The sequence below is a fragment of the Micromonospora sp. ATLC20 genome (assembly GCF_057196585.1).
Window position 1 is genome coordinate 1 of sequence record NZ_JBXUOV010000078.1, and the last position, 26,687, is coordinate 26,687.

The window sequence follows — 26,687 nt, forward strand, 5'->3', positions numbered from 1 at the left end:
GTGCCGTCCGGCGGCCGCACCCCGGCCAGCACACCCAGCTCGGCGTCGAGGGCGGCCAGCGCCGCGGCCCGCTCGCCCGCCGTCGCACGGGCCCGCGCCCATTCGGGTACGGCGGCAGCGACCGCCGCGGCCAGTTCCCGCATCGCGTCCACCCGCTCCCGGGCGGCGGTCAGACTCTCGTCGTCGACGTCGGCGAGCCCGCCGAGCATCTTGTCGACCGTTTCCAGCTTCGCCTCGGCCTGCCCGGCCCGCTCGACCGCCTTCTTCTGCACCGACTCGTAGACGCCCAGCCCGAGCAGGTTCACCAGGATCTGCTGGCGGGTGGCCGGCTTGGCGTGCAGGAAGTCGGCGAACTGGCCCTGCGGCAGCACCACGCAGGAGGTGAACTGCTCGTACGGCAGCCCCACCGCGTCCAGCACCGCCTGCTCCATCTCGGCCGGGGTGCCCGCCACCACCTCGCCCAGATCCTCCGGGCTGAGCCCGGTGTCGAGCTTGGTGACGTCGAACCCCGGCGGCATGAGCTGCAGACCGGCGTTCGCCGTCTTCACAGTGCCCCGGCCGTCCCGGCGGACCACCCGGGTCGCCACGTAGCGGTCCCCGGCGGACTCGAAGACCAGCCGGACCCGCGCCTCGGTGGCCGACGGTGCCAGCGCGTTCGCCAGCCCCCGGGCGCCGCCCCAGCGCGGCACCGTGCCGTAGAGCGCGAAGCAGATCGCGTCGAGCACCGTCGACTTGCCCGAACCGGTCGGCCCGACCAGCGCGAAGAAGTCCGCGTCGGTGAAGTCGACAGTGGTCTCGTCGCGGAACACCGTGAACCCGGCCATGTCCAGCCGCATCGGCCGCATCAGTGCTCCACCTCCTCGAGCAGCTCGTCGAAGAGTTCCCGGACACCCTCGTCGGCGTGCCCGCGGCTGTCCAGGTAGTCGCCGAACAACTCGCCCGGCGACCGGCCGGCCCGCTGGGCAGTCCGTGTCCCGCTGCCCGGCGCGGGCACCAGCTCCGGGTCGATCCGGATCTCCAGCGCCCGGGGCAGCAGCTCCTGCACCTCCTCGCGCAGCCCGGCCCGGGGCTGCTCCCGGACGTAGACGCGCAGCCAGCCCTCCGGCGCCTCGATCTCGGCGAGCTGCGCGAGCGTGCCGCGTACCGTGCGCAGCGGCACCGCGCCCGGCACCGGCACCTCGCGGATGCGGGCGGCCGTGGTGGCTGTCACCTCCACGATCGTCACCGAGCAGACGTTCTCCTGCTCGCCGAAGTCGACGGCGAGCGGACTGCCGCTGTAGCGGATCGGGCACGGGCCGATGACCCGCTGCGAACGGTGCAGGTGACCCAGCGCCACGTAGTGCGCGTTGCCCGGGAAGACCGTCGCCGGGACCGCGTATCCGAGCACCGTGTGCGCGTCCCGCTCGCCGCCGCCGGTGCTCGCCCCGACCACTGTGAGGTGCGCCGTGACCAGGTGCACGCGGTCCGGCTCGGTGAAGCCCTCGGCGAGGCGGTCCAGCACCCGGCCCAGGTGGTCGGCGTACGTCTGGTTGGCCTCGGCCGGGGTGAGCGTGTACATCTCCACCGCGCGCACCGCGTACCGCTGGGACAGGAACGGCAGCGCGGCGACCCGCCAGCGCTCCCCGCCGGCGGTGACCCCGTCGACGACGTGCTCGTCCGGGTTCTCCCGGACGCTGCCGCGCAGCGTGATCCCGGCCGCCTCGGCCCACGGGCGCAGCGCGTCCAGCGCCGCGCCGTTGTCGTGGTTGCCGCCGATCGCCACCACGTCGGCGCCGGTACGCCGCAGCGCGGTGAGCGCCCGGGTGACCAGGCGGGTCGCCTCCGGGGTCGGCGCGGCGGTGTCGTACAGGTCACCGGCGACGATCACCAGGTCGGGCTGCTCGCGCTGGGCGATCTCGATGACCTGGGCGAGGACCTGCTTGTGCTCCTCCGCCCGGGACTGCCCCTTGAGGACCTTGCCGACGTGCCAGTCGGAGGTGTGCAGGATCTTCATCTGGGTGCCGCCTAGAACGGGATGTCGTCGTCGGAGGAGCCGGAGCCGACCACCGCGAACGGATCGGCGGCCTGCGTGATCGACCGTAGCGTCTCCGAGGGCGCGCGGCCCGCCTCCGAGACCCGGGTGGCCCACGCCGGGAACGGGAACTCCAGGCAGAGCGGCACCGGGATGTCCGGCTGGTTGACGAACATCGTGCCCGGCTTGGCCAGCAGCGCCCGCTGCCGCTGGGCGGGCGGCAGGAAGCCGTACTCCGGGCGGGACGCCTCGGCCGGGTCGAGCCGGCCCACCACCCGGATCGCCGAGTTGGTGACGATCCGCCGTTCCACCTCGCTGGCGGTCTGCTGCGCGCCGACCAGGATCACACCCAGCGAGCGGCCCCGCTCGGCGATGTCGAGCAGCACCTCCTTGATCGGCGACGAGCCCTCCCGCGGCGCGTACTTGTTCAGCTCGTCGAGCACGACGAACAGCAGCGGCTTGGCGGTGCCCGCCTTCTCCTTGCGCTCGAACTCGCTCTTGAGCGTCACACCGACCACGAACCGCTGCGCGCGATCCGGCAGGTTGTGCAGGTCGACCACTGTGACCTGGGCGCTCTCCGCGGTGTTGATCGAGTGCGGGCGACGGGTCGCCAGGTCACCACGGATCAACCGGCCCAGGTCCTTCTTGCTGCCGATCAGCCGCCGGGCGAACGCGTTGACGGTGCCCAGCCCGACCGCGCTGCCGGCCCACTCGCCGCGCGTCTCGTCGTCGTTGAGCTGCTCGACCACGTGGTCGACCAGGTCCGCGTACGAGCCGAGCCGCACCCCGTCGATGCTCACCCCGCCGTCGGCGGGCTGGGCGTAGCGGGCCAGGTGCGCGGCCACCGAGTGCACCACCATCGTGTACTGCTGGCGCTCGTCGTCCGCGTCGGCGAACACGTACGGCAGCAGCCGGTCGGCGCAGAACTCGGACAGCGTCCAGTAGAAGCTGTCCACGCCGGTGAGCCGGCTGCTCACATCCGGCGTGCCGGAGGAGTCGCCGACCCGCGGCGGGGCGTACACCCGCACGTCCGGGAACGCGCCGGCGTCCAGGCCCAGCTTCGCGTACGCCGCCCGGGTCGGGTCGTCGAGCCGGCTGTTCGGGTGGTCGAGGAAGAGCAGGTCCTCGCCCTTCACGTTGAAGATCAGCGCCTTGGCGTTCACCGCGTCGCCGCCCAGCACACCGGAGCGGAACACCGAGTAGAGCAGGAACGTGGCGAAGCTCGTCTTGGTGGCGACACCGGAGATGCCGGAGATCGACACGTGCGCGCCCCGGGTGCCGTCGAGGAAGTCGGCGTTGAGGTAGACCGGCACGCCGTCGCGGCCCATCCCCATCGGGATCCGCCGCTCCATCCGGTCGAAGTGCAGCGCCCGCGCCCGCGCGTCACCCTCGGCCCGGTGCACCACCGCGCCCGGCGTCGGCGGCACGTAGAACTCCGGGTCGACCCGCGTGGTCGTCACCTCGGCCGCCTCCTGCACCTGCGCCGGCAGCGTGCCGTCGGCGATGGCGAAGACGTCGGAGTCGAACTGCGCCCCCTCGTGCCGGGCGCGCACCTGGGTCACCACCCCGGCGATCGTCACCGGCTCACGGTCGGGCAGGTCGCGGCGGGTCACCACCACGTCGTCGAGTTGCAGGTAGCTGCCCGGCGCGACGGCGGTCCAGAAGGTGAGCGGGGTGGCGTCGGCGGTGCCGAGCACTCGGCCGACACCCTCGCCGGGCCCGTCGAGCTGATCGTCGGTCATCGGCGGTCTCCGGTCGGCTGGTCGTACCGTTGGCGGTGCACGTCGTGCATCCTGCCCGAGGGATGCGACAGGTTGCCACGCGACGCGGCGGACGCCACGCCACCCGTGCGCCGAACGGTAGCCCCCCGAATCCGCCCGACCACTGAGCGTGCGTTTCCTTGGTTGTTCGCGCTTTCCCGGCCGTTCCCATGCCCCCGGCCGTTCCCGTGCCCCCGGCCGTTCCCGTGCCCCCGGCCGGTCCCGCGTCCCCGGCCGGTCCCGCGTCCCCGAACCGCCCGCCGTTCCCCGTGCCGCCGTCCCTCGGTCGTTCCCCGTGCCGCCGCCGGCCGTTTCCCGCGCTGCCACCCGCCGCCGGTTCCCGGGGTGACCCGACCGATGGCCTCGGCGGTGCCGTCGGGCGGTCCGGGTGGTGTCCGGCGCCGTGCGGTCGGGCCCGGCCGCTCGGTGGAACACCATGGGTGCCTCCGCGGGCCGGTGACACCCATGGCGGCCCGCCCGTCGTCTGCCCGCACGGGATTCGCCGCTTCCGGTCCGCATCGTCCCGAGCAGCGGGAGTCGTGTCCCGCAGGTCAGGACGACGCCGAGATCTTGGTAGGAAGGGGCCCCTATAGGGGCCGTTTGGTACCAAGATCTCGCCGCTGCCGCTGCCGCTGCCGCTGCCGCTGCCGCTGCCGCTGCCGCTGCCGCTGCCGCTGCCGCTGCCGCTGCCGCTGCCGCTGCCGCTAGTGGGTCAGGCGGCGGGGGCGGCGCCGGCGGGCGGGGTCTCGGCGGGGTCGCGGGCGTAGCGCAGCATCAGCACGCCGTCGGCGGCGGCCAGCACGTGCCGCAGCGGCAGGTGACGCGGGACGCTGGTGTCCCCGGCGGTGATCCGGCCCGGACCGGCGCCGGCGAGCAGCGGCGCCACCGTGAGACACAGCTCGTCGACCAGGTCGGCGGCGGTGAGCGCGCCGAACAGATGCGGACCGCCCTCGCAGAGCAACTGGTCGAGCCCGCGCCGGCGCAGCTCGGCCAGGCCGGCGACGAGATCGACCCGCCCGGTGCCACCAGTCCGCCCGGCGCCGTCCGCCCGGCCGCTGCCGTCGACGCGGTCGGTTTCCTCGGCCGGGTCGGTGCCGCAGGGGACCACGTCTGCCACGTCGGTCAGCCCGGGCGGCGGTTCGGCGTCGGCGTGGGTGAGCACGATCGGCCGGACCGGGGCGTCGGCGAAGGCGGCCTGCGCCGGGTCGAGGTCGAGCGACCCGGAGACGACCACCAGCGTCGGGAACTCGGCCAGCCCGTGCTCGCGCCGCCAGGCCCGGCGCTCCGGGCTCAGCCGGACCGCCCGGTAGCCCTCGTGCCGCAGCGTGCCGGCGGCCACCACGAGGCCGTCGCAGAGCATCCGCAGCAGGCCGAAGACCCGCTTGTCCGGCTCGCCGGACAGCCCGGCCGAGTATCCGTCCAGAGTGACCGCGCCGTCGGCGCTGGCGACGAAGTTGACCCGCAGGTGCGGACGGGCCGCGCGGCCGTAGAGCGCGGTGAGCTGCGGATCGGTGAGCGCACCGGTAACGGGTGCGGGCCAGATCCGTTCGATCGGGGTTCCGACGGTCATTCGCCGGCCGGACCGGTGACCGGAGGGGTGGGTTCGGGGGTACGGTGCTGGCAGTCGCACCACTTCCGGCCAGGACAGTCGTCGTGCCGCCGTTCCCGGCAGGCTCGGCAGATCATGCAGGCAGCCTATGCCCAGGAAGGATGGGACGTCGTGTCGCGTCAGATCTTCCAGCTCATGGTGTCGCTGGCCGGCGTCCGGCCGCCGGTGTGGCGGCGGGTGCTGGTGCCCGGCGGCTACACGCTGGACCGGCTGCACCGGGTGATCCAGCACGCGATGGGCTGGCGCGACTGCCACCTGCACTCGTTCGACGTCGACGGCCGGCAGTACGGCGAGCCCGACCCGGACGGCGAACTGTCGTTGCGCGACGAGCTGGACGTCCGGCTGGACGCGCTCGTGGGCAAGGGCGACCGGTTCCGCTACACCTACGACTTCGGTGACTGGTGGGAGCACGACCTGGTGGTGGAGGACTGCTGCGCCGCCGACCCGGACGAGCGCTACCCGCTGTGCCTGGACGGGGAGCGGGCCTGCCCGCCGGAGGACGTGGGCGGTCCGGCCGGGTACGCGGTCCTGCTGGCCGCGCTCGCCGACCCCGAGCATCAGGAGCACCCGGCCATGCGCGAGTGGGCCGGCCCGGCGTTCGATCCGGCCGCGTTCGACCCGGACCGCGCCACCGTCCTGCTGCGCCGCTGCTGCTGACCTGAGCTCCCGCGCCGCCGACCGCGCGCCGACGCGGTAACGAAATGGGAACGCTCCCAACGGTCTATTGACACCCCTGTCACCTCCCGGCAACCTCATGGGAGCGCTCCCGAGAGTGGTGCGGATCTCCCTCCTGCCCGCTCCGGCCCGCGCGAAACGCACCCCCCACCACACAGCAGATATCGCCTCACCACCGAAAGAGGGGTCTCGGATGAGCGTCCCAATCCGTCGTCGGCGCTTCGCGGCCATCGCGCTCGCGTCCGTCGTCGTGCTCGGCACCACCGCCGCCTGCGGCGACGACTCGGACAGCGGCGACAGCGGCAGCGGCGGCGGCCCGATCACCCTGGTCGTCGACGTCTTCGGCGACCAGGGCTTCGGCTACGAAGAGCTGTACAAGCAGTACGAAGCGGAGCACACGAACGTCAAGATCCAGGAGCGGGGCAAGGGCCTCGGCCTCGGTGACTACAACACCCGCCTCACCCAGCAGATCACCGCGGGCTCGGGCGCCGGCGACGTCGTGGCCCTGGAAGAGGGCACGATCGTCCAGTTCTACGCCCAGGCCGACAAGTTCGTGAACCTCGCCGACCACGGCGCGAACGACCTCAAGGGCAACTTCCTGCCGTGGAAGTGGGAGCAGGGCACCACCCCCGACGGCAAGGTGCTGGGCCTCGGCACCGACGTCGGCTCGATGGCGCTGTGCTACCGCAGCGACCTGTTCAAGGCCGCCGGGCTGCCCACCGACCGCGAGCAGGTCGGCGCGCTCTGGCCGACCTGGGACGAGTTCATCGCCACCGGCCAGAAGTTCGCCGCCGCCGACAAGAAGCACAAGTTCGTCGACTCGGCGACCAACTTCTACAACGTGGTGCTGATGCAGGTCGCGGGCCAGGGCACCGGCTACACGTACTACGACAAGAGCAACAAGATGGTCATCGACCAGAACCCGGACGTGAAGACGGCGTACGACCTCACCACCAAGATGATCGCCGCCGGGCTGTCCAACAACCTCCAGTCGTTCTCCAACGAGTGGAACGCCGGCTTCAAGAACGGCACCTTCGCCACCATCGCCTGCCCCGCCTGGATGACCGGTGTCATCAAGGGCCAGGCCGGTGACGCGGCGGCCGGCAAGTGGGACATCGCCAAGGCGCCGGGCGCCGGTGGCAACTGGGGCGGCTCCTTCCTCGGCGTGCCGAAGTCGAGCAAGCACCAGAAGGAGGCCGCGGAGCTGGCCAAGTTCCTGACCAGCGCCAAGGGCCAGATCGGCGCGTACAAGGCGGTCGGCAACCTGCCCTCGAACCCGCAGGCGCTCACCGACCCGGCCGTGGCCGACTCGACCAACGACTACTTCAGCAAGGCCCCGGTCGGCAAGATCTTCGCCGCCGGCGCCACCGAGCTGAAGCCGGTCTACCTCGGCCCGAAGAACAACGCGGTCCGCACCGCGGTGGAGAACAGCCTGCGCGCCGTGGAGCAGGGCAAGTCGGCCGGCGAGCAGTGGCAGACGGCCCTCAAGAACGGTGCGGCCGCCGGTAAGTAACCGGTTGAGCCGCCCGCGGGTGGCGTCGGCAGCCCGGCTGCCGGCGCCACCCGCGGTGCCCGCAGAGTCCGGCGTCGCCCGTGTGGCGGGTGACGCCGGCCGAGGAGAAGGACTCCCCATGAGCCTCGACCTGCACGCCGCGGCGCCGCCCGAACCCGGCCCGCCGCGCGCCGCCCGTCACTCGCGCCGCCGTGCCGCCTCACTGACGCGCCTGGACCTGAAATACTCGCCGTACCTGTACGTCCTGCCGTTCTTCGTGATCTTCGCCGTGTTCGGCGTGTACCCGATCGCGTACACGGTCTGGATCGCGCTGACCGACCGGTCGCCGCTGAACTCGACGATCTCCTTCGTCGGGATGGACAACTTCGTCGAACTGATCACCGAGGACCCGCAGTTCTGGAACGCGGTGGTCAACACGTTCGGCATGTTCCTGCTCTCCACGGTGCCCCAGCTGCTGCTGGCACTGATGCTCGCCAATGCGCTGAACCGGAAGCTGCGCGCGCAGACGTTCTTCCGGATGGCCATCGCGATGCCGATCATCACCTCGACCGCCGTGGTCGCGCTGATCTTCTCGATGATCTACGCCAAGGACTTCGGCCTGGTCAACTGGCTGCTCGACAGCGTCGGCCTGGACCCGATCGACTGGCGGGCGAATCGCTTCGCCTCCTGGTTCGCCATCTCCACCATGGTCGACTGGCGCTGGGTCGGCTACAACGCGCTGATCTACCTGGCCGCCATGCAGTCGATCAGCAAGGACATGTACGAGGCCGCGGCGCTGGACGGCGCCTCCCGGCGGCGCCAGTTCTGGTCCATCACGGTCCCGCAGCTGCGCCCCACGATCATCTTCACGCTGATCATCTCCACCATCGGCGGCCTCCAGCTGTTCACCGAGCCCCTGCTGTTCACCAGCGGCTCGGGCGGTCTCTCCGGTGGTTCGGAGGGCCAGTTCCAGACCATCACGATGTACCTGCTCGACGTGATGAACCAGCGTTTCCGGTGGGGCTACGCCGGAGCGGTCGCGCTCGTGCTCTTCGTGCTCATCGCGTTGATGTCGGCGATCAACTACCTGCTCGCCCGCCGCATCAGCTCCGACAAGTGAGGTGACGAGATGACGACCACCGCCGTCCGCCCGCCCACCCGGCAGAGTCCGCCGGTCAAGACCGCCCACCGCGCCGAGCGGCTCTGGAAGGCCAGCCCGCTCACCATGATCGGCCTGATCTTCGGCGTGCTGCTGTCCCTTTTCCCGTTCTACTGGATGATCGTGATCGCCAGCCGGACGAACGACGCGGCAAACTCGTGGCCGCCGCCGTTCCTGCCCGGCGGCAAGCTTGGCGAGAACATCGAGCGGGTGCTCGCCAACAGCGACGCCAACATCGTCAAGGGCCTGATGAACTCGTTCCTGGTCTCCGGGACGATCACCGTCGCGACGGTGTTCTTCGGCTCGCTGGCCGGCTTCGCGTTCGCCAAGCTCCGCTTCCGGGGCAAGAACGCGCTGCTGCTGATCATCCTCACCTCGATGATGGTGCCGATCCAGCTCGGCGTGCTGCCGCTGTACATCCTGATGGCGAAGCTCGACTGGCTGAACACCATGCCGTCGGTGACCGTTCCGTTCCTGATCGGCGGCTTCGGCATCTTCATGATGCGCCAGTACGCCGAGCAGGCGGTACCGAACGAGTTGATCGAGGCCGCCCGGGTGGACGGCTGCTCCACCTGGCGGGTGTACTGGCACGTGGTGGCGCCCGCGCTGCGTCCGGCCGCCGCAGTGCTGGGCCTGCTGACCTTCATGGAGCAGTGGAACCAGTTCTTCTGGCCGTTCGTGGTGCTGGCGGACCCGTCCAACCCGACCGTCCAGATCTCGCTGCGCAGCCTCAACACCGCCTACTTCGCCGACAACTCGCAGATCTTCGCCGGTACGTTGATCGCGACCCTGCCCCTGTTCGTCGTGTTCGTTCTGTTCGGCCGCCAGATCATCGGCGGCATCATGGAAGGCGCCGTCAAGTCGTGAGCAACCCAGCAAGCCCGCCCGCCGTCGGTCTCCTCGACGCCGGTCCGGCCCTGACCTTCCCGCCGGACTTCCTCTGGGGCGCGGCCACCGCCGCGTACCAGATCGAGGGCGGGGCGACGGAAGGCGGCCGTACCCCGTCGATCTGGGACACCTTCAGCCACACCGAGGGCCGGACCGTGGCCGGGCACACCGGCGACGTGGCGTGCGACCACTACCACCGGATGCCTGACGACGTGCGGCTGATGGCCGACCTGGGCCTGCGGTCGTACCGCTTCTCGGTGAGCTGGCCGCGGGTGCAGCCGGGCGGCACCGGCGGGGTCAACCAGGAGGGCATGGACTTCTACCGCCGGCTGGTCGACGAGCTGCTCGGCCACGGCATCGAGCCGTGGCTGACGCTCTACCACTGGGACATGCCGCAGCCGCTGGAGGACGCGGGCGGCTGGCCGGCCCGGGACACCGCCGCCCGCTTCGCCGAGTACGCCCACCTGGTCGCCGAGGCGCTCGGTGACCGGGTGAAGTACTTCACCACGCTGAACGAGCCGTGGTGCTCGGCGTTCCTCGGTTACGGCTCCGGCGTGCACGCGCCGGGCCGCTCCGACGGCGCGGACGCGGTCCGGGCCGGGCACCACCTCATGCTCGGTCACGGCCTGGCCGTGCAGGCGGTACGCGCGGTCCGCCCGGAGGCGCAGCTCGGCATCACCGTCAACCTGTACCCGGTGACCCCGGCGAGCGGGTCGGCGGCGGACGCCGACGCGGCCCGGCGGATCGACGCGCTGGCGAACCGGTTCTTCCTGGACCCGGTGCTGCGCGGGGCGTACCCGGCCGACCTCGTCGCGGACCTGCGTCAGGTCACCGACATGGGGCACGTGCGCGACGGTGACCTGGCGACCATCTCCACGCCGCTGGACATGGTCGGGGTCAACTACTACAGCCGGCACGTGGTGGCCGCGCCGGTCGAGGGCGCGGAGCCGGAGCCCTACTGGCGGGCGCCGTCCTGCTGGCCGGGCAGCGAGGACGTCCGGTTCGTCACCCGGGGTGTCCCGGTGACGGACATGGACTGGGAGATCGACGCGCCGGGCCTGGTGGAGACGCTGGAGCGGGTCCACCGGGAGTACACCGACCTGCCGCTCTACGTCACCGAGAACGGCTCGGCGTTCGTCGACGAGCTGGTTGACGGCCGGGTGGACGACCCGGACCGGCTGGCCTACTTCTCGGCGCACCTGCGCGCGGCGCACGCCGCGATCGAGGCCGGTGTGCCGCTCAAGGGCTACTTCGCCTGGTCGCTCCTGGACAACTTCGAGTGGGCCTGGGGTTACACGAAGCGGTTCGGCATGGTCTATGTCGACTACGACAGCCAGGCCCGGATCGCGAAGTCCAGCGCCAGGTGGTACGCCGACGTGATCCGACGCAACGGACTGCCCGCACAATAAGCTGGGCCAGCCAGTAACGGGCGGCCCGGCGCCGACGCCTCAATCGGTGCCGGGCCCGCCCGACCGTCGGAGGAGCACAACGATGACAACGCAGCGCACCCGCTCGCTCGGGCGTCCGACCCTCGACGCGGTCGCGGCTCGCGCCGGCGTCGGGCGCGGCACGGTCTCCCGCGTGGTCAACGGCTCGCCGCAGGTCAGCCCGGAGGCCCGGGCCGCCGTCCAGCAGGCCATCGCCGAGCTGGGGTACGTGCCGAACCGCGCCGCCCGTGCGCTGGTCACCCAGCGGACCGACTCGGTCGCACTGGTCGTGTCCGAGTCGGGGGAGCGGGTCTTCACCGAGCCGTTCTTCGCGGCCATCGTCCGGGGCGTCAGCTCCGGGCTGGTGGAGACGCCGATGCAGCTCTGGCTGGCCATGGTGCAGTCGCCGATCGAGCGGGAACGGGTCGAGCACCACCTGACCAACCAGCACGTGGACGGCGTACTCCTGCTGTCGCTGCACGACGCCGACCCGCTGCCCACGCTGCTGGAGGAGCGCGGCCTGCCGACAGTGCTCGGCGGCCGTCCGGCGCGGATGCTGCACCCGAACGCGCAGCCGGCGTGGTTCGTCGACATGGACAACGTCGGCGGCGCGCGGCAGGCGGTGGAGCACCTGTTCCGCCAGGGCCGACGGCGGGTCGCGACCATCGCCGGCCCGCAGGACATGGGCGCCGGCCTGGCCCGGCTCTCCGGCTACCAGGAGGCAGTGCGTGCGTCCGGCAGCCGGGTCGATCCGGGCCTGATCGCGTACGGGGACTTCAGCGAGGGCAGCGGCACCGCCGCCATGCGCCGGCTGCTCGACGTGTGCCCGGAACTGGACGCCGTGTTCGTGGCCTCCGACCTGATGGCCTTCGGCGCGCTGCGCGCGTTGCGCGAGGCCGGCCGCCGGGTGCCCGAGGACGTGGCGGTGATCGGCTTCGACGACGCCCCGATCGCGCGTCAGGCCGAGCCGCCGCTGACCACCGTGTTCCAGCCGGTGGAGGAGATGGGCCGGCAGATGGCCCGGCTGCTGGTGTCCCGCATCCGGGGCGAGGAGGTCCCCTCCCCGCACGTGCTGCTGGACACCGAGCTGATCCACCGGGCCTCCGCCTGACCCACCCCCGGCGGGGGAGCGGGTCAGGAGTGGCGGCGCAGCTCGCGGCGGGCCAGCGACGCGCGGTGGACCTCGTCGGGGCCGTCGGCCAAGCGCAGCGTGCGAGCCGCCGCCCACAGCTCGGCCAGCGGGGTGTCCTGGCTGACCCCGGCCCCGCCGTAGGCCTGGATGGCCTTGTCGATCACCCACTCGGCCATCAGCGGGGTAGCGATCTTGATGGCCTGGATCTCGGTGTGCGCGCCCTTGTTGCCGACGGTGTCCATCAGCCACGCGGTCTTGAGCACGAGCAGGCGGGCCTGCTCGATCCGGACCCGCGACTCGGCGATCCACTCGCGGACCACGCCCTGCTCGGCGAGCGGGCGGCCGAACGCGACCCGGTCGAGCACGCGCCGGCAGAGCAGCTCCAGGGCCCGCTCGGCCATGCCGACCAGGCGCATGCAGTGGTGGATCCGGCCGGGGCCGAGCCGGGCCTGGGCGATGGCGAACCCGGTGCCCTCCTCGCCGACCAGGTTGTCCACCGGCACCCGTACGTCCGAAAAGTCGATCTCGGCGTGCCCGCCGTGCGGGGCGTCGCTGTAGCCGAAGACCCGCATCCCGCGGCGTACCGTCACGCCGGGGGTGTCCCGGGGGACCAGGATCATGCTCTGCTGGCGGTGCCGGTCGGCGTCCGGGTCGGTCTTGCCCATCACGATGAAGATCTCGCAGCGCGGGTCCATCGCCCCGGACGACCACCACTTACGGCCGTTGATGACGTAGTGGTCGCCGTCGCGGACGATCCGGGTGGCGATGTTCGTCGCGTCGGAGGACGCCACCTCCGGCTCGGTCATGCAGAACGCGGACCGGATCTCACCGGCCAGCAGCGGCATGAGCCACTGCTTGCGCTGCTCCTCCGAGCCGAACTCGGCCAGCAGCTCCATGTTGCCGGTGTCCGGCGCGGCGCAGTTGAGCGCCTCCGGGGCCAGGTGCGGGCTGCGCCCGGTCAGCTCGGCCAGCGGCGCGTACTGGAGGTTGGTCAGGCCGGCGCCGTAGCGGGCGTCGGGCAGGAACAGGTTCCACAGCCCGCGCTCCCGCGCCTGCGCCTTCAGCTCCTCCATCACCGGCGGGCGGGCCCACGGGTCGCCGGCGGCGGCCACCTGCTCGTGGTGCACCGGCTCGGCCGGGTACACGCACTCGGTGAGGAACGCCTCCAGCCCCTGCCGCAGCTCGACCGTCCGGTCGTCGTACGCGAACTCCATCTAGCTCTCCCTCACCGCGTGCAGCCCGTGTGCCACGAGCGGCGCCACCATGTCGCCGATCCGGTCGAAGCCATCGCCCAGCGTCTGCCCGAGCGTGTGCCGGTAGTGGATGCCCTCGCAGATCACCGCGAGCTTGAAACAGCCGAGCGCCACGTGCCAGTGCAGCGGGCCGACGTCGACGTCGCTGCGCCCGGCGTACCGCTCGATCAGTTCGGCGCCGGTGGGGAAGCCGGCCCGCGGCCCGATGCCGTCGGCCACCGGGTTGCTCTCGCCGTGGTCGCTGTCGCCGAGCACGTCCCAGTACGTCAGCAGCAGCCCGAGGTCGGCGAGCGGATCGCCGAGCGTGGCCATCTCCCAGTCGAGCACCGCCCGCACCGCCACCGGGTCGACGGTGGCGAGCAGGTTGTCCAGCCGGTAGTCGCCGTGCACGATCCGGCCCGCGTTCGCGCCCTCGGGCACGCTGGCGCCCAGCGCGTCGCGCAGCTCGTCGATGCCGGGCAGCGGCCGGCTGCGGGACCGGTCGAGCTGGCCGGCCCAGCGGCGCACCTGCCGGGCCAGGTAGCCCTCCGGGCGGCCGAAGTCGGCCAGCCCCACCTCGGCCGGCTCGACCCGGTGCAGCGTGGCGAGCGTGTCCATCATCGCCATGGCGAGGTCGCGCCGCTGGGCGGCGGTGAGCGCGTCGGTCTGCTCCCGCCGTCGGTAGACCTCGCCGTCGACCTTGGCCATCAGGTAGAACGGCGCGCCGATGACGCTCTCGTCGGCGCAGAGCAGCAGCGCCTCCGGTACCGGTACGCCGGTCGGCGCGAGCGCCGAGATCACCCGGTGCTCGCGGGCCATGTCGTGCGCGGTGGCCAGCACGTGCCCGAGGGGCGGCCGGCGCAGCACCACCTCGCGGTCACCGGCGCGCAGCAGGTAGGTGAGGTTGGACTTGCCGCCGGCGATCAGCCGCGCCGACAGCGGCCCGCTCAGGTCCGGCCGGTGGACGGCCAGGTGGGCGGCGAGCCGGTCGAGGTCGAGCCCGCGGGGGGCCGGACCGGTCGAGGGCGCGGCGACATCGGCGGCCGGATCGGTCATCCGATTAGTTGATGGCAGCTCAGCTTTGTTGTCAAGGTCGGGTTTTCCCGGCGGGACATGCCCTTGCAACAGGGGCGAAATGGTCAACCGGCAGGCTGGGCCCCAGCCTGCCGGCCGCTCGGCCGGCCCGCCGAGCGGAGGGGATCAGACATGCTGCTGAGAGTTCGGGTGACCCTGCCGGACCGTCCGGGCACGCTCGGCCAGGTGGCCCGGACACTCGGCGTCTCCGGTGCGGACATCGTGCAGGTGGTGGTGCTGGAACGGCTCGGCGGCCGGGCGGTGGACGACTTCACGGTGGTCTGGCCGGGTGCGGCGCGGGTGGAGCGGATGCTCGCCGGGCTCGCAGCGATCCCCGGCGTCCGGGTGGACGGGGTGTGGCGGGCGATCGGCGCGCCCACCACCACCGGTCAGGACGCCGAACTGCTCGCCCAGGTGGCGGCGAACCCGGTCGACGGGGTGGCCACGCTCGTCGACGCGGTGCCGGGGCTGCTCGCCGCGGACTGGGCGGTGGTCGCCGTCGTACCCCTGGACTGGGCCTCGCGCAGCGGCGAGGCCGGCGTCGCCGCGATCGGCCACGCGAGCTGGCGGGCGCCGGTGCCGCCGCGGCTGCCGGAGGTGACCCCGCTGCGGGCGCGCGCCATGACCAGCCCGGACGGGCACCACTACGCGGTGGCGCCGTTCGGCCGGGCCGGGCTGGTGCTCGTGGTCGCCCGCGACCACAGCGAGCCGCTCGCCGCCGCCGGGTTCCACTCCACCGAGGTGGACCGGCTCGCCCAGCTCGTCCGCGCCGGCGCAGTGATTCTCGGCGACCGGCTGGACCTGGTCGGCACGCCGCCCGTGACCACCGTCACCTGACCGGAGGGCCCGCGTCACCCCGGGGCAACGGGCCCGCAACAGGCGCACGGCATGGTCGGTGCCGAGGAAGGGAGACAACCATGGCGCTGTGGCGGATCCGAGCCACCGTGGACGACCGGCCGGGCTACCTGTCGGTGCTCACGGCGAGCCTCGCGTTGCGCGGGGTCAACATCCTCAGCGTGCAGGTGCACACCACCGAGGCCGGCGCTGTCGACGACTTCCTGGTCGACGCGCCCGAGCAGGTGACCGAGGCGGAGCTGCGGGCCGCCGTGGAGCGGGGCCGGGGCCGGGAGTGCTGGATCGCGCGCAGCGGGGCGCGCGGGCTGGCCGACGAGCCGACCCGGCTGCTCGGGCTCGCCGGGCGGCTGGTGCGTGACCCGGAGGCGGCCGGCGAGGTGCTGCGGACGCTGCTCGGCGCCGACACGGTGACCTGGCGTCCGACGCCCGCCGCCGCGCCGGGCGGGGTGGGCGGCACCACGATGGTGCTCGCCGACCCGGCCGGCGGCGCGCACGAGCTGCACCGCCGGGAGCCGAGCTTCACCCCGGCCGAGTACGCCCGCGCGCAGGCCCTCGTCGAGCTGGCGGCGACGCTGGCCCGCCGGGACGCCGACCGGATCACGCTGGTGCTGCCGGACGGCGGTGAGGTGTCGGTGCGGGCCGCGACCGCCGAGGACGTCCCCGGCGTACGCGACCTGCACGCCGCCTGCTCGGCGCGCAGCCGGCAGCGGCGCTACCTGAGCGGGGCGGCGGACCCGTCGCCGGCCCGGCTGCGCCGGCTGCTGGAACCGGCGCGGGGCGTGACACTGCTCGCCACGGCGGGCTCCGGCGGGGCGGCGGAGCCGGTCGTGGCGATGGCGAACCTGCTCGGCGAGGGCGACGAGGCCGAGGCGGCGCTGCTGGTCCGCGACGACTGGCAGCGGCGGGGTCTCGGCTCGGCGTTGCTGCGCCGCCTGGTCGGCCACGCCGACCGGGCCGGCTACGCCGCCGTGCTGCTGCACGTGCAGTCCGAGAACACGCCGATGCTGCGGACGCTGCGCCGGCTGGACCGGCCGGTGGCGATGGAACGCGACGGCAGCGTGCTGACCGCGACGCTGCCGCTGGCCGCACGGCCGCCGGTCGAGCCCGCCGCGCGGGCCGAGGTGTCGGTACCGGCGCAGCGGTCGAGTTGAGCTGACGGCCGCCGGCCGGATCCCGGAGGTGCGCCGCAACGGCGCGGCGCACCCGAGGGGTACGGCCCGGACGGCCGAAACCGGCGCGGTCACGCGCCACAGGGGCCGACCTCCGATACGGGGGACGGTGACACGGCGGGGCTCCCGATGCGGGGGCCCCGCCCGTCTGTGCGCGATCAGGTGGCCGGGTAGCTGCTGTAGTCGGGGAAGTTGCCGTAGAGCCGGCCGTCGCCGCCCACAGTGACCGCCTGCACGAGCAGGTCGCCGCCGACGAACGCACCCTTCCAGGACGCGCCCCGGCCGCCGAACGGCTCGTCCCGGTCGCCTCGGGAGCGCGGCTTGTTGATGCCCACCTTGAACGCCTGCAGGTCCATCGCCAGCTTGCCGGCGAGTTCCTCGTCGTCGCAGGCGAGCGACGCGACGAGCGCGCCGTTCGAGGCGTTCATCTGGGCCAGCAGCTCGTCCGTGGTGTCCACCACGACGATGGTGTCGACCGGGCCGAACGGCTCGGCGTGCATGAGGCGGGACCGGCCGGGCGGGGCCAGCAGCACGGCCGGCGCGACGTACGCGGACGTGTCCTGCCCGTCCAGGAACGGCGCCCCGTCCAGCTTGCCGCGGTGCAGCGGCACGGCACCGCCGCGTACCGCCTCGTCGACCTTGCGCCGCAGCTCGTCGGCCTTGGCGGCGCTGATCAGCGGCCCGAAGTCCAGCTCGGGCAGCGGGTCGCCGGCCGACCAGTCGTCGCCGACGGCGAGCGGGTGCCCGAACCGGATCGAGCGGACCACCGGCAGGTACATGTCGAGGAACTCGTCGACCAGGTCGCGCTGGACCACGAACCGGGGGTACGCGGTGCAGCGCTGCTTGCCGTACTCGAAGCCCTTGCGCAGGTGGGCGGCGAGCGAGTCCCACTGGGAGAAGTTCCAGATGCCCCAGGCGTTCAGGCCCTCCTGCTCGATGAAGTGCCGCTTGTCGCAGTCGAGCAGCGCGGCGGCGACCTTGCCGCCGTTGGAGCGCCCGCCGACGAACGCCACAGCGCCGATCTCCGGCGCGCGGACGAGCACCTCGGACAGTTCCTCGCCGCTGCCGGACAGCAGCGTGGCGGGCAGCCCGGCGCGGCGCATCAGCGCGTGCGCGACGGTGAGGCAGACCGCGCCGCCCTGCGACGGCGTCTTGGCGATGACCGCGTTGCCGGCGAGCAACTGCACCAGCTCGGCGTGCACCAGCACGCTCATCGGGTAGTTCCAGGAGGCGATGTTGCTGACCGGGCCGGGCAGCGGCTCCCGCCCGTCGGCGAGCATCCGCTCGATCTCCTGTACGTACCAGCGCACGCCGTCCAGCGCGCGGTCCACGTCGGCGCAGGCCAGCCGCCACGGCTTGCCGATCTCCCAGACCAGCAGCAGGGCGAGCAGGTCGCGGTGTGCGGTGAGCGCGTCGAGGGCGTCGGTGACCCGGGCGACGCGCTCGGCCAGCGGGGTCTGTGCCCACTCCCGGTGCGCGTCGGCGGCGTGGGCGACGGCGGCGCGGGCCGTGTCGGCGTCGAGCCGGGCGAGGTTCACCAGCACGGTGTTGTCCACCGGGGTACGTACGGCGGTGGGCGTGCCGAGCGCCCGCCAGTCGCCCTGGACGAGGTTGTGCAGCGTCGTGGTGCCGTCGGGGCCGGTGCCGAACGCCTCGGGCGTGGCGGCCACCGCCCGGGCGAGGGTGTCGGACCAGGAGGTGCCCTCGGCGAGTCGTAGAGCCATCGCGATCTCCTCAGTGTCGTCCGGGGAGCGGCGGCGTCGATGGCACCGCAGGTGAGGCGTACTGTCCCGCGGGCCGGAGCGGCCGGGCAACCGTACGCTCGTATGCCAGGACGGCCGCGCCGCCGGCGACGCTCTCGCGGGCGCATTCGCCACCGTGGCGATGCCGCTGAGCTGGGACCGAACACGCTCTATATCGAGAAGCATCGATGGTGTGATCCAGCTCCCGATGGTTACCCGTGAGTACACCCGGCGTCCCGGATCGGCGCGCTCTTCCCCTGTGATGAACGGCGCATTACATTGTCGATTGTCCATGGGAGCGCTCCCGAACCTCTCGCGGACGCCCACCACCACCGCCACGCGGCAGCCGGAGCCCTGCGAACCGTCCCCGCTCCGGCTGCCGCCCCGGCGCCAGCCACAGGAGCTCGCCATGCCCCGTCCGATTCCGCCGCCGGGAGGCCGGTCCCGGCTCCGCCGGCTGTTCGCCGCCGGCGCCGCGCTGGCCGTCGGCCTGGCCACGGCCGTCGCCGCCCCGCCACCCGCGTCCGCCGCCCCGCAGGCCGCGGCCACGTTCAACTACGCCGAGGCGCTGCAGAAGTCGCTGTTCTTCTACGAGGCGCAGCAGTCGGGCCGCAAGCCCTCCTGGAACCGGGTCTCCTGGCGCGGCGACTCGGCGCTCACCGACGGTGCCGACGTGGGCGTCGACCTCACCGGCGGCTGGTACGACGCCGGCGACCACGTGAAGTTCGGCTTCCCGATGGCGTTCAGCGCCACCATGCTGGCGTGGGGTGCGGTCGAGTACCGCGACGGGTACGCCGCCTCCGGCCAGCTCACCCACCTGCTGAACAACCTGCGCTTCGTCAACGACTACTTCGTCAAGGCGCACCCCGCCGCGAACGTCCTCTACGGACAGGTCGGCAAGGGCGACGACGACCACAAGTGGTGGGGCCCGGCCGAGGTGATGCCGATGGCGCGGCCCGCGTACAAGATCGACGCGAGCTGCGGCGGCGCGGACCTGGCGGGGGAGACGGCGGCCGCCATGGCCGCCTCGTCGATGGTCTTCCGGTCCACCGACGCGGCCTACGCGGACAAGCTGCTCGGCCACGCCAAGCAGCTCTACACGTTCGCCGACACGGTGCGGAAGAGCTACCACGAGTGCATCACCGACGCGACGAGCTTCTACAAGTCGTGGAGCGGTTACCAGGACGAACTGGTCTGGGGCGCGATCTGGCTGTACCGGGCCACCGGCGACGCCACCTACCTGGCCAAGGCCGAGAGCGAGTACGACAAGCTCGGCACCGAGCCGCAGTCCACCACCCGCTCCTACAAGTGGACCATCGCCTGGGACAACAAGCAGTTCGGCGCGTACGTGCTGCTGGCCAACCTGACCGGCAAGCAGAAGTACGTCGACGACGCCAACCGGTGGCTGGACTACTGGACGGTGGGCGTCAACGGGCAGCGGGTGCCGTACTCGCCCGGCGGGATGGCGGTGCTCGACTCCTGGGGCGCACTGCGGTACGCCTCCAACACCGCGTTCGCCGCGCTGGTCTACAGCGACAAGACCACCGACACCACGCGCAAGGCGCGCTACCACGACTTCGCCGTCCGGCAGATCAACTACGCGCTGGGCGACAACCCGCGCAACTCCAGCTACCAGATCGGCTACGGCACCAACTCGCCGCGCAACCCGCACCACCGCACCGCGCACGGCTCCTGGTGGGACAGCCAGACCGTACCTGCCGAGACCCGGCACGTGCTCTACGGCGCGCTCGTCGGCGGACCGTCCTCGGCGAACGACGCGTACACCGACAGCCGGTCGGACTACGTGATGAACGAGGTCGCCACCGACTACAACGCCGGCTTCACCTCCGCGCTGGCCCGGCTCGCCAACGAGTACGGCGGCAGCCCGCGCGCCGGTTTCCCGTCCGCCGAGACGCCCGACCTGGACGAGCTGACTGTGGAGACCACAGTCATGCAGGCCGAGCCGCGCGCCACCGGGCTCAAGGCGATCATCTACAACAAGTCGGCGTTCCCGGCCCGGGCGCTGACCACCGGTAAGTTCCGGTACTTCTTCCGGCCCGACGGCACCGGACCGGTGACAGTCACGCCCGGCTACACCCAGGGCTGCCCGTCGCCGTCGACCGCGAAGCAGTTCTCCGGCGACATCTGGTACGTCGAGGTCGACTGCACCGGCTACACCATCGCGCCCGCCGGTCAGTCGCAGCACCGGATGGAGGTCCAGTTCAAGATCGGGGTGCCGGAGGGCGGCACCTGGGACCCGACGAACGACCCGTCGTACCAGGCCACCGCCGGGCCGAACCGCAAGGTGCCGCTCTACTCCGGTGGCGTACGCGTCTGGGGCGAGGAGCCCGGACCGGTCACCCCGGACACCACAGCGCCCACAGTGCCCGGCACGCCCGTAGCATCCGCCGTCACGTCGAGCGGGCTCACGCTGACCTGGGCCGCGTCCACCGACACCGGCGGCAGCGGCCTGGCCGGGTACGAGGTGACCCGTGCCTCGGCCGGCGCCGACCCGGTCGTCACCGCCTCCACCGGGGCGACCCTGGCCGTGACCGGGCTGGCGCCGGAGCGGACGTACCAGTTCACCGTGCGGGCGCTCGACGGCGCCGGCAACCGCTCCGCGTCGTCGGCCGCCGTCAGCGTCACCACGCCGGCCGGCCCGGCACCGGACACCACCCCGCCGACCGCACCCGGTACGCCCACCGCCTCCGCGGTCGGCGCGACCGGCCTGACGCTGACCTGGGGCCCGTCCACCGACGCGGTCGGCGTCACCGGGTATCGCGTCTACCGGGGCGGGAACGTCCTGGTCGGCTCCACCACCGGCACCACGCTGGCGGTGACCGGGCTGACCGCCTCCACCACGTACACGTTCACAGTGGTGGCGGTGGACGCGGCCGGCAACGTCTCGCCCGCGTCGCCGGGCGTCACGGTGACCACCACGGCCCCGCCCGCCGGCGGCGCCTGCGCGGTGACCTGGACGGCGAACACCTGGGACACCGGGTTCACCGCCAACGTCACTGTCGCCAACACCGGCACCACGGCGATCAACGGCTGGACGCTGGCGTTCACGTTCGGCAACGCCGGGCAGAAGGTCGGGCAGGCGTGGTCGGCGAACGTGACCCAGACCGGTACGGCGGTGACCGCGTCGAACCTGTCCTACAACGGGACGCTGGCGCCGGGGGCGTCGACCAGCTTCGGCTTCAACGGCACCCACACCGGCGCCAACCCGAAGCCCGCCGCGTTCACGCTGAACGGCTCCGCCTGCACCGTGTCCTGACCGTCGAGGGTGCGTGGCCAGAACCTTTCCGAAACGTTTCCGAAACACCATTGTCCTCGTCGATGCGCGATGGAAGCATCGACGGAGCTAGATACCCAACCGAGACGTCCAGTCGTCTTCGCCCCGACGGCCTGGGTGTTGGCCAGTAAGGAGGCCAAGATGGCAATGAGCCCATCCGTTCATCGCGGCGGGAGCCGGCGACGGCGATCACCGGCCGTCCGGGCGCTGCTCGCCGGCGCCGTCAGCGCCGTGACGGTGGCAGCCGTCGCGGTGATGATGCCGTCGGCGAACGCCGCCGCGTCCACGCTGGGCGCCGCCGCCGCGCAGTCGGGCCGCTACTTCGGCACCGCCATCGCGGCGGGCCGGCTCGGCGACTCGACGTACAGCACCATCGCCGGGCGTGAGTTCAACATGATCACGGCTGAGAACGAGATGAAGCCGGACGCGACGCAGCCCCAGCGGGGCCAGTTCAACTTCTCCTCCGGTGACCAGATCTACAACTGGGCGACCCAGCGGGGCTTGAAGGTCCGTGGCCACACGCTGGCGTGGCACGCGCAGCAGCCGGGTTGGATGCAGAGCCTGAACGGCAGCAACCTGCGTCAGGCGATGATCGATCACATCAACGGTGTGATGGCCCACTACCGGGGCAAGCTCGCGGCGTGGGACGTGGTGAACGAGGCGTTCAACGAGGACGGCAGCCGCCGCAGCTCGAACCTGCAGGGCACCGGTAACGACTGGATCGAGGTGGCGTTCCGGACCGCGCGGGCGGCCGACCCGTCGACGAAGCTCTGCTACAACGACTACAACATCGAGAACTGGTCGTACGGCAAGACGCAGGGTGTGTACAACATGATCCGGGACTTCAAGTCCCGGGGTGTGCCGATCGACTGCGTGGGTCTGCAGACCCACTTCACCGGCGGTAGCTCGTTGCCGGGCAACTTCCAGACCACGCTGCAGAACTTCGCGGCGCTGGGTGTGGACGTGGCGCTGACCGAGGTCGACGTGACCAACTCCTCGACCAGCCAGTACGCCGGGCTGACTCAGGCGTGCATCAACGTGCCGCGCTGTATCGGCATCACGGTGTGGGGCGTGCGGGACAGCGACTCGTGGCGCTCGAACGAGAGCCCGCTGCTGTTCGACGGCGGAGGCAACAAGAAGGCCGCGTACAACTCGGTCCTCAACGTCCTCAACGCGGCCGCCCCGACCTCCGGGCCGACCACGACCCCGACCACGGGACCGCCGCCCAGCGGTGGCGCCGGGCGGATCGTCGGAGTGCAGTCGGGCCGGTGCATCGACGTGCCGAACTCCTCGCAGAGCAACGGCACCCGCGTCCAGCTCTACGACTGCAACGGTCAGTCCAACCAGCAGTGGACGTACACCTCGAACAAGCAGCTGATGGTCTACGGCAGCAAGTGCCTGGACGCGAACGGCGCGGCCACCGGCAACGGCACCGGGATCATCATCTACGACTGCAACGGTCAGTCGAACCAGCAGTGGAACATCAACTCCAACGGCACCATCAGCGGCGTGCAGTCCGGGCGCTGCCTGGACGTCTGGGGCACCGGCAACGGCCAGCAGATCCAGCTGTACGACTGCCACGGGCAGACCAACCAGCAGTGGCGGACCGACTTCGGTGGCGGCACCACGCCCCCGACCACGCCGCCGCCGACCACGACGCCCCCGCCCGGCGGCTGCTCGCTCCCGTCGACCTACCGGTGGTCGTCGACCGGCGCGCTGGCCAACCCGCAGAACGGCTGGGTCTCGCTCAAGGACTTCACGAACGTGGTCTACAACGGCAAGCACCTGGTCTACGGGTCGTACGTCAACAGCAGCGGCCAGTACAGCTCGATGAACTTCAGCCCGTTCACGAACTGGTCCGACATGGCCTCGGCCGGCCAGAACGGGATGAGCCAGGGCACCGTGGCACCCACCCTGCTGTACTTCGCGCCGAAGAACATCTGGGTGCTGGCGTACCAGTGGGGACCGACCTCGTTCAGCTACAAGACGTCGAGCGACCCGACGAACGCCAACGGCTGGTCCTCGGCGCAGACGCTGTCCACCGCCACCCTGCCGGACGCCCCGTACGGCGTCATCGACCAGACCCTGATCGGTGACGACCAGAACATGTACCTGTTCTTCGCCGGGGACAACGGCAAGATCTACCGGTCGAGCATGCCGCTCGGGAACTTCCCGGGCAGCTTCGGTTCGAGCTACACGACGATCATGACCGACTCGACGAACAACCTCTTCGAGGGCGTCGAGGTCTACAAGGTGGCGGGCCAGAACCAGTACCTGATGATCGTCGAGGCGATCGGGAGTCAGGGACGCTACTTCCGGTCGTTCACGTCGAACAGCCTGAGCGGCTCGTGGACCCCGCAGGCCGCCACCGAGAGCAACCCGTTCGCCGGCAAGGCCAACAGCGGCGCGACGTGGACCAACGACATCAGCCACGGTGACCTGGTCCGCACCAACCCCGACCAGACCAAGACCATCGACCCCTGCAACCTGCAGTTCCTGTACCAGGGCAAGAACCCCGGTGCGGGAGGCGACTACAACCTGCTGCCGTGGCGGCCGGGTGTGCTGACCCTCCAGCGCTGACCGTCACACAGCTACCGGAAGACGTGCCCGGCACCCACGTGGTGCCGGGCACGCCCGTTCGTTCAGCCGGCCAGGTCCTCGGCGAGCAGGTCCATCAGCAGCGCGTCGTGCCAGCGCCCGTCCGCGCCGCGCTCGTAGCGGCGCATGATGCCCACCGGGCGGAACCCGACCTTCGCGTACGCCCGGATCGCCGCCGTGTTCGCCGCCGCCGGGTCGATGGTGAACCGGTGGTGGCCGTACTCGTCGATCAGGTGCCGGACCAGCGTGCGGATCGCGTCGCCGCCCAGCCCGGTGCCGCGTACCGCCGGGTCGAGGAAGACGTCCAGGCTGGCGTGGCGGTAGTCCGGGTCGGTCTCGGCGTACCACTGGATCGCGCCGACCAGCCTGCCGTCGTGCTCGACGGCGTAGATCGTCAGCGCGTCGTCGGCCAGGTCGGCCCGGACCGACTCGGCCAGGTCGTCACCGCCGCGCCACCAGCGGCGCACCTCCGGGGTGGCCCGGATCGCGGCCAGGGCGGGTACGTCGGCGTCGGTCACCGGCCGCAGCGTCACCGCCCGCCCGCGCAGCACGCCTCAGCCCCGCCGCTCGCCGTGCTCGACGCAGACCGCCGACCAGCCGGCCGGTACGACCTGCACCTTCATCCGCCGACGGCAGGACGCGCACCAGCGCGGCGGCTCCCACGCCCGCGCCGCCTCGCACGCCGGGTGCGGCCCGGCCGTCACCGACTCGCCGCACCTGTCGCACCAGAGCGCGGCGGGGGCGGCCGTGGCGGGGGAGGATTCGGTCACCGCTGCCTCACAGGGTCGCCGAGAGCGCCTTCACCGGCATCTTCAGGTCTTCCAGCAGCTTCAGGTCGGCGTTGGCCGGGCGACCCAGCGTGGTCAGGTAGTTGCCGACGATCACCGCGTTGATGCCGCCCAGCAGGCCGTCGCGGGTGCCCAGGTCACCGAGGGTCAGCTCGCGGCCGCCCGCGTACCGCAGGATGGTGCGCGGCATGGCCAGCCGGAACGCGGCGATGGCGCGCAGCGCGTCCTTGCCCTCCACCACCGGGCGGTCGCCCAGCGGCGTGCCGGGGCGCGGGTTGAGGAAGTTCAGCGGCACCTCGTGCGGGTCCAGCTCGGCGAGCTGCGCGGCGAACTCGGCGCGCTGCTCGACCGTCTCGCCGAGGCCGAGGATGCCGCCGCAGCAGACCTCCATGCCGGACTCGCGGACCATCCGCAGCGTCTCCCAGCGCTCCTCCCACGAGTGCGTGGTGACCACGTTCGGGAAGTAGGAGCGGCAGGTCTCCAGGTTGTGGTTGTAGCGGTGCACGCCCATCTCGACCAGCTCGTCGACCTGCTCCTTGGTGAGCATGCCGAGCGAGGCGGCGACCTGGATGTCGACAGCGGCGCGGATGGCGGCCACGCCCTCGCGCATCTGCTTCATCAGCCGGGCGTCCGGACCGCGTACCGCGGCCACGATGCAGAACTCGGTCGCGCCGGTCGCGGCGGTCTGCTTCGCGGCCTCGACCAGCGCCGGGATGTCCAGCCAGACCGAGCGCACCGGCGAGGTGAACAGGCCGGACTGCGAACAGAAGTGGCAGTCCTCCGGGCAGCCGCCGGTCTTCAGCGAGACGATGCCCTCGACCTCGACCTCCGGGCCGCACCAGCGCATCCGGACCTCGTGGGCGAGCTGGAGCGCGGCGGGCAGGTGCTCGTCGGGAAGGTTCAGCACCGCGAGGACACCGGCCTCGTCGAGGCCGACGCCGTTGCCCAGCACCCGCTCCCGGGCCTGGTCGAGGATCTCTGGCATGGCTCGTAACCTAACAGGCCACCGTGAGCGCGGGAAACCACCGCCGTCGGCCCCCCGGCGAGCCGGGACCGCGCCACGCCGGGGCCCTCGGCGCGGGTGGTAACTTCGCCCCGCGGAAGCGCCCGGCGGGGGGCGGGGAGTCGGCGGGAGGGGACGGCACGGTGGCGGACTGGCTGGCGGCCCTGGACCGCCGCGCCGAGCTGCGGGCCCGGGCGGGACTGACCCGCACGCTGCGCCCCCGCGCCGCCGACGACGCCGTGGTCGACCTGGCCGGAAACGACTACCTCGGCCTGGCCACCCACCCCGAGGTCACCGCCGCCGCCGCAGAGGCCCTGTCCGCGTACGGGCTGGGCGCCACCGGGTCACGCCTGGTGCGCGGATCCACCGACGCCCACCACGCGCTCGAGGACGACCTGGCCGGCTGGCTGGGCGTCGACCGGGCGCTGGTGTTCTCCTCCGGCTACCTGGCCAACCTCGCCGCCGTCCGGGGGCTGACCCAACCGCGGACGCTGCTCGTCTCCGACGCCCACAACCACGCCTCGCTGATCGACGGCTGCCGGATCTCCGGCGCCGAGACGCTCGTGACGCCGCACGCCGACGTCGCGGCGGTGGCCGCGGCGCTCGCCGCCGCGCCGGGCCGCCCGGCGGTGGTGGTGACCGAGTCGGTCTTCTCCGTCGACGGCGACCTGGCCCCGCTCGCGGAGCTGCACGCGGTGGCCCGCCGCCACGGCGCGCTGCTGCTCGTCGACGACGCGCACGCGCTCGGCGTCACCGGCCCGGCCGGAGCCGGCGGGGT

General features: G+C 72.3%; 21 protein-coding genes. 11 read left to right on the forward strand and 10 right to left on the reverse strand.

Annotated elements, in window-relative coordinates:
* The 4 genes from AC2CHG_RS17620 to AC2CHG_RS17635 form a co-directional block, all read right to left on the reverse strand.
* On the reverse strand, window positions 1-845 hold an 845-nt coding region (locus tag AC2CHG_RS17620; protein ID WP_484525148.1), incomplete at its 3' end, for an AAA family ATPase.
* A complete protein-coding gene (locus AC2CHG_RS17625) occupies window positions 845-1,993 on the reverse strand; it encodes an exonuclease SbcCD subunit D (protein WP_262013491.1) in 1,149 nt (382 codons plus the stop codon). The genes AC2CHG_RS17620 and AC2CHG_RS17625, both read right to left, overlap by 1 nt.
* Before the next feature lie 11 nt (window positions 1,994-2,004).
* Window positions 2,005-3,753 carry an ATP-binding protein gene (locus AC2CHG_RS17630; RefSeq protein WP_043325613.1) on the reverse strand — a complete coding sequence of 583 codons (1,749 nt, stop codon included), beginning with the start codon at window positions 3,751-3,753 and terminating at the stop codon, window positions 2,005-2,007.
* A gap of 730 nt (window positions 3,754-4,483) precedes the next feature.
* The gene (locus AC2CHG_RS17635; RefSeq protein WP_463841172.1) at window positions 4,484-5,341 is read right to left on the reverse strand and encodes a pyrimidine reductase family protein; all 858 of its coding nucleotides are present in this window, start codon (window positions 5,339-5,341) and stop codon (window positions 4,484-4,486) included.
* Window positions 5,342-5,491: 150 nt separating this feature from the next.
* Between AC2CHG_RS17635 and AC2CHG_RS17640 the strand changes: the two genes are divergently transcribed.
* The 6 genes from AC2CHG_RS17640 (at window position 5,492) to AC2CHG_RS17665 (ending at window position 12,132) form a co-directional block, all read left to right on the forward strand.
* Window positions 5,492-6,037: a plasmid pRiA4b ORF-3 family protein gene (locus AC2CHG_RS17640; protein WP_262013489.1), complete on the forward strand. Its 546-nt coding sequence runs from the start codon at window positions 5,492-5,494 to the stop codon at window positions 6,035-6,037.
* Between the two features lie 211 nt (window positions 6,038-6,248).
* Complete coding sequence (locus AC2CHG_RS17645; protein ID WP_120570966.1) at window positions 6,249-7,568, forward strand: ABC transporter substrate-binding protein; 1,320 nt, start codon at window positions 6,249-6,251, stop codon at window positions 7,566-7,568.
* A gap of 118 nt (window positions 7,569-7,686) precedes the next feature.
* Entirely contained in the window at window positions 7,687-8,667 is a 981-nt protein-coding gene (locus AC2CHG_RS17650) for a carbohydrate ABC transporter permease (RefSeq protein WP_194803261.1), read from the forward strand.
* A 105-nt stretch (window positions 8,668-8,772) separates the two neighbouring features.
* Entirely contained in the window at window positions 8,773-9,573 is an 801-nt protein-coding gene (locus tag AC2CHG_RS17655) for a carbohydrate ABC transporter permease (protein WP_030274682.1), read from the forward strand.
* Entirely contained in the window at window positions 9,570-11,003 is a 1,434-nt protein-coding gene (locus AC2CHG_RS17660) for a GH1 family beta-glucosidase (protein ID WP_484525149.1), read from the forward strand. The genes AC2CHG_RS17655 and AC2CHG_RS17660 overlap by 4 nt, the downstream gene beginning before the upstream one ends.
* Window positions 11,004-11,085: 82 nt before the next feature.
* Window positions 11,086-12,132 carry a LacI family DNA-binding transcriptional regulator gene (locus AC2CHG_RS17665; protein WP_135238999.1) on the forward strand — a complete coding sequence of 349 codons (1,047 nt, stop codon included), beginning with the start codon at window positions 11,086-11,088 and terminating at the stop codon, window positions 12,130-12,132.
* A gap of 23 nt (window positions 12,133-12,155) precedes the next feature.
* On the opposite strand, the gene AC2CHG_RS17670 is transcribed toward AC2CHG_RS17665, so the two are convergent.
* Both AC2CHG_RS17670 and AC2CHG_RS17675 read right to left on the reverse strand, forming a co-directional pair.
* Window positions 12,156-13,367, reverse strand: a complete 1,212-nt coding sequence (locus tag AC2CHG_RS17670) for an acyl-CoA dehydrogenase family protein (RefSeq protein WP_484525150.1) — start codon at window positions 13,365-13,367, stop codon at window positions 12,156-12,158.
* The gene (locus tag AC2CHG_RS17675; RefSeq protein WP_484525151.1) at window positions 13,368-14,441 is read right to left on the reverse strand and encodes a phosphotransferase family protein; all 1,074 of its coding nucleotides are present in this window, start codon (window positions 14,439-14,441) and stop codon (window positions 13,368-13,370) included.
* 150 nt (window positions 14,442-14,591) lie between these two features.
* Here AC2CHG_RS17675 and AC2CHG_RS17680 point away from each other — a divergent pair, with 150 nt between their 5' ends.
* Together AC2CHG_RS17680 and AC2CHG_RS17685 are read left to right on the forward strand one after the other, a co-directional pair.
* The gene (locus AC2CHG_RS17680; protein WP_013474552.1) at window positions 14,592-15,296 is read left to right on the forward strand and encodes an ACT domain-containing protein; all 705 of its coding nucleotides are present in this window, start codon (window positions 14,592-14,594) and stop codon (window positions 15,294-15,296) included.
* Between the two features lie 80 nt (window positions 15,297-15,376).
* On the forward strand, window positions 15,377-16,465 hold the full coding sequence (locus tag AC2CHG_RS17685) for a GNAT family N-acetyltransferase (protein WP_463841173.1): 1,089 nt from the start codon (window positions 15,377-15,379) through the stop codon (window positions 16,463-16,465).
* 176 nt (window positions 16,466-16,641) lie between these two features.
* On the opposite strand, the gene AC2CHG_RS17690 is transcribed toward AC2CHG_RS17685, so the two are convergent.
* Entirely contained in the window at window positions 16,642-18,207 is a 1,566-nt protein-coding gene (locus AC2CHG_RS17690; RefSeq protein WP_262016358.1) for an aldehyde dehydrogenase family protein, read from the reverse strand.
* A gap of 427 nt (window positions 18,208-18,634) precedes the next feature.
* Between AC2CHG_RS17690 and AC2CHG_RS17695 the strand changes: the two genes are divergently transcribed.
* On the forward strand, window positions 18,635-21,502 hold the full coding sequence (locus AC2CHG_RS17695) for a glycoside hydrolase family 9 protein (RefSeq protein WP_484525152.1): 2,868 nt from the start codon (window positions 18,635-18,637) through the stop codon (window positions 21,500-21,502).
* Window positions 21,503-21,661: 159 nt separating this feature from the next.
* Window positions 21,662-24,100 (forward strand): non-reducing end alpha-L-arabinofuranosidase family hydrolase, encoded by a 2,439-nt coding sequence (locus AC2CHG_RS17700; RefSeq protein ID WP_484525153.1) that lies wholly within the window; start codon window positions 21,662-21,664, stop codon window positions 24,098-24,100.
* Between the two features lie 62 nt (window positions 24,101-24,162).
* On the opposite strand, the gene AC2CHG_RS17705 is transcribed toward AC2CHG_RS17700, so the two are convergent.
* From AC2CHG_RS17705 to bioB, 3 genes are read right to left on the reverse strand one after another with little or no spacing between them, the layout of a single operon-like run.
* Window positions 24,163-24,669 (reverse strand): GNAT family N-acetyltransferase, encoded by a 507-nt coding sequence (locus AC2CHG_RS17705; RefSeq protein WP_484525154.1) that lies wholly within the window; start codon window positions 24,667-24,669, stop codon window positions 24,163-24,165.
* 3 nt (window positions 24,670-24,672) lie between these two features.
* Window positions 24,673-24,888, reverse strand: a complete 216-nt coding sequence (gene bsaP / locus AC2CHG_RS17710; protein ID WP_194803251.1) for a biotin synthase auxiliary protein BsaP — start codon at window positions 24,886-24,888, stop codon at window positions 24,673-24,675.
* Between the two features lie 7 nt (window positions 24,889-24,895).
* Window positions 24,896-25,891, reverse strand: coding sequence for a biotin synthase BioB (gene bioB, locus AC2CHG_RS17715; protein WP_262016343.1), 996 nt, complete (start codon window positions 25,889-25,891; stop codon window positions 24,896-24,898).
* Between the two features lie 161 nt (window positions 25,892-26,052).
* Here bioB and AC2CHG_RS17720 point away from each other — a divergent pair.
* Window positions 26,053-26,687 (forward strand): aminotransferase class I/II-fold pyridoxal phosphate-dependent enzyme (locus AC2CHG_RS17720; RefSeq protein WP_484525155.1); only part of this gene is annotated, 635 nt, incomplete at its 3' end.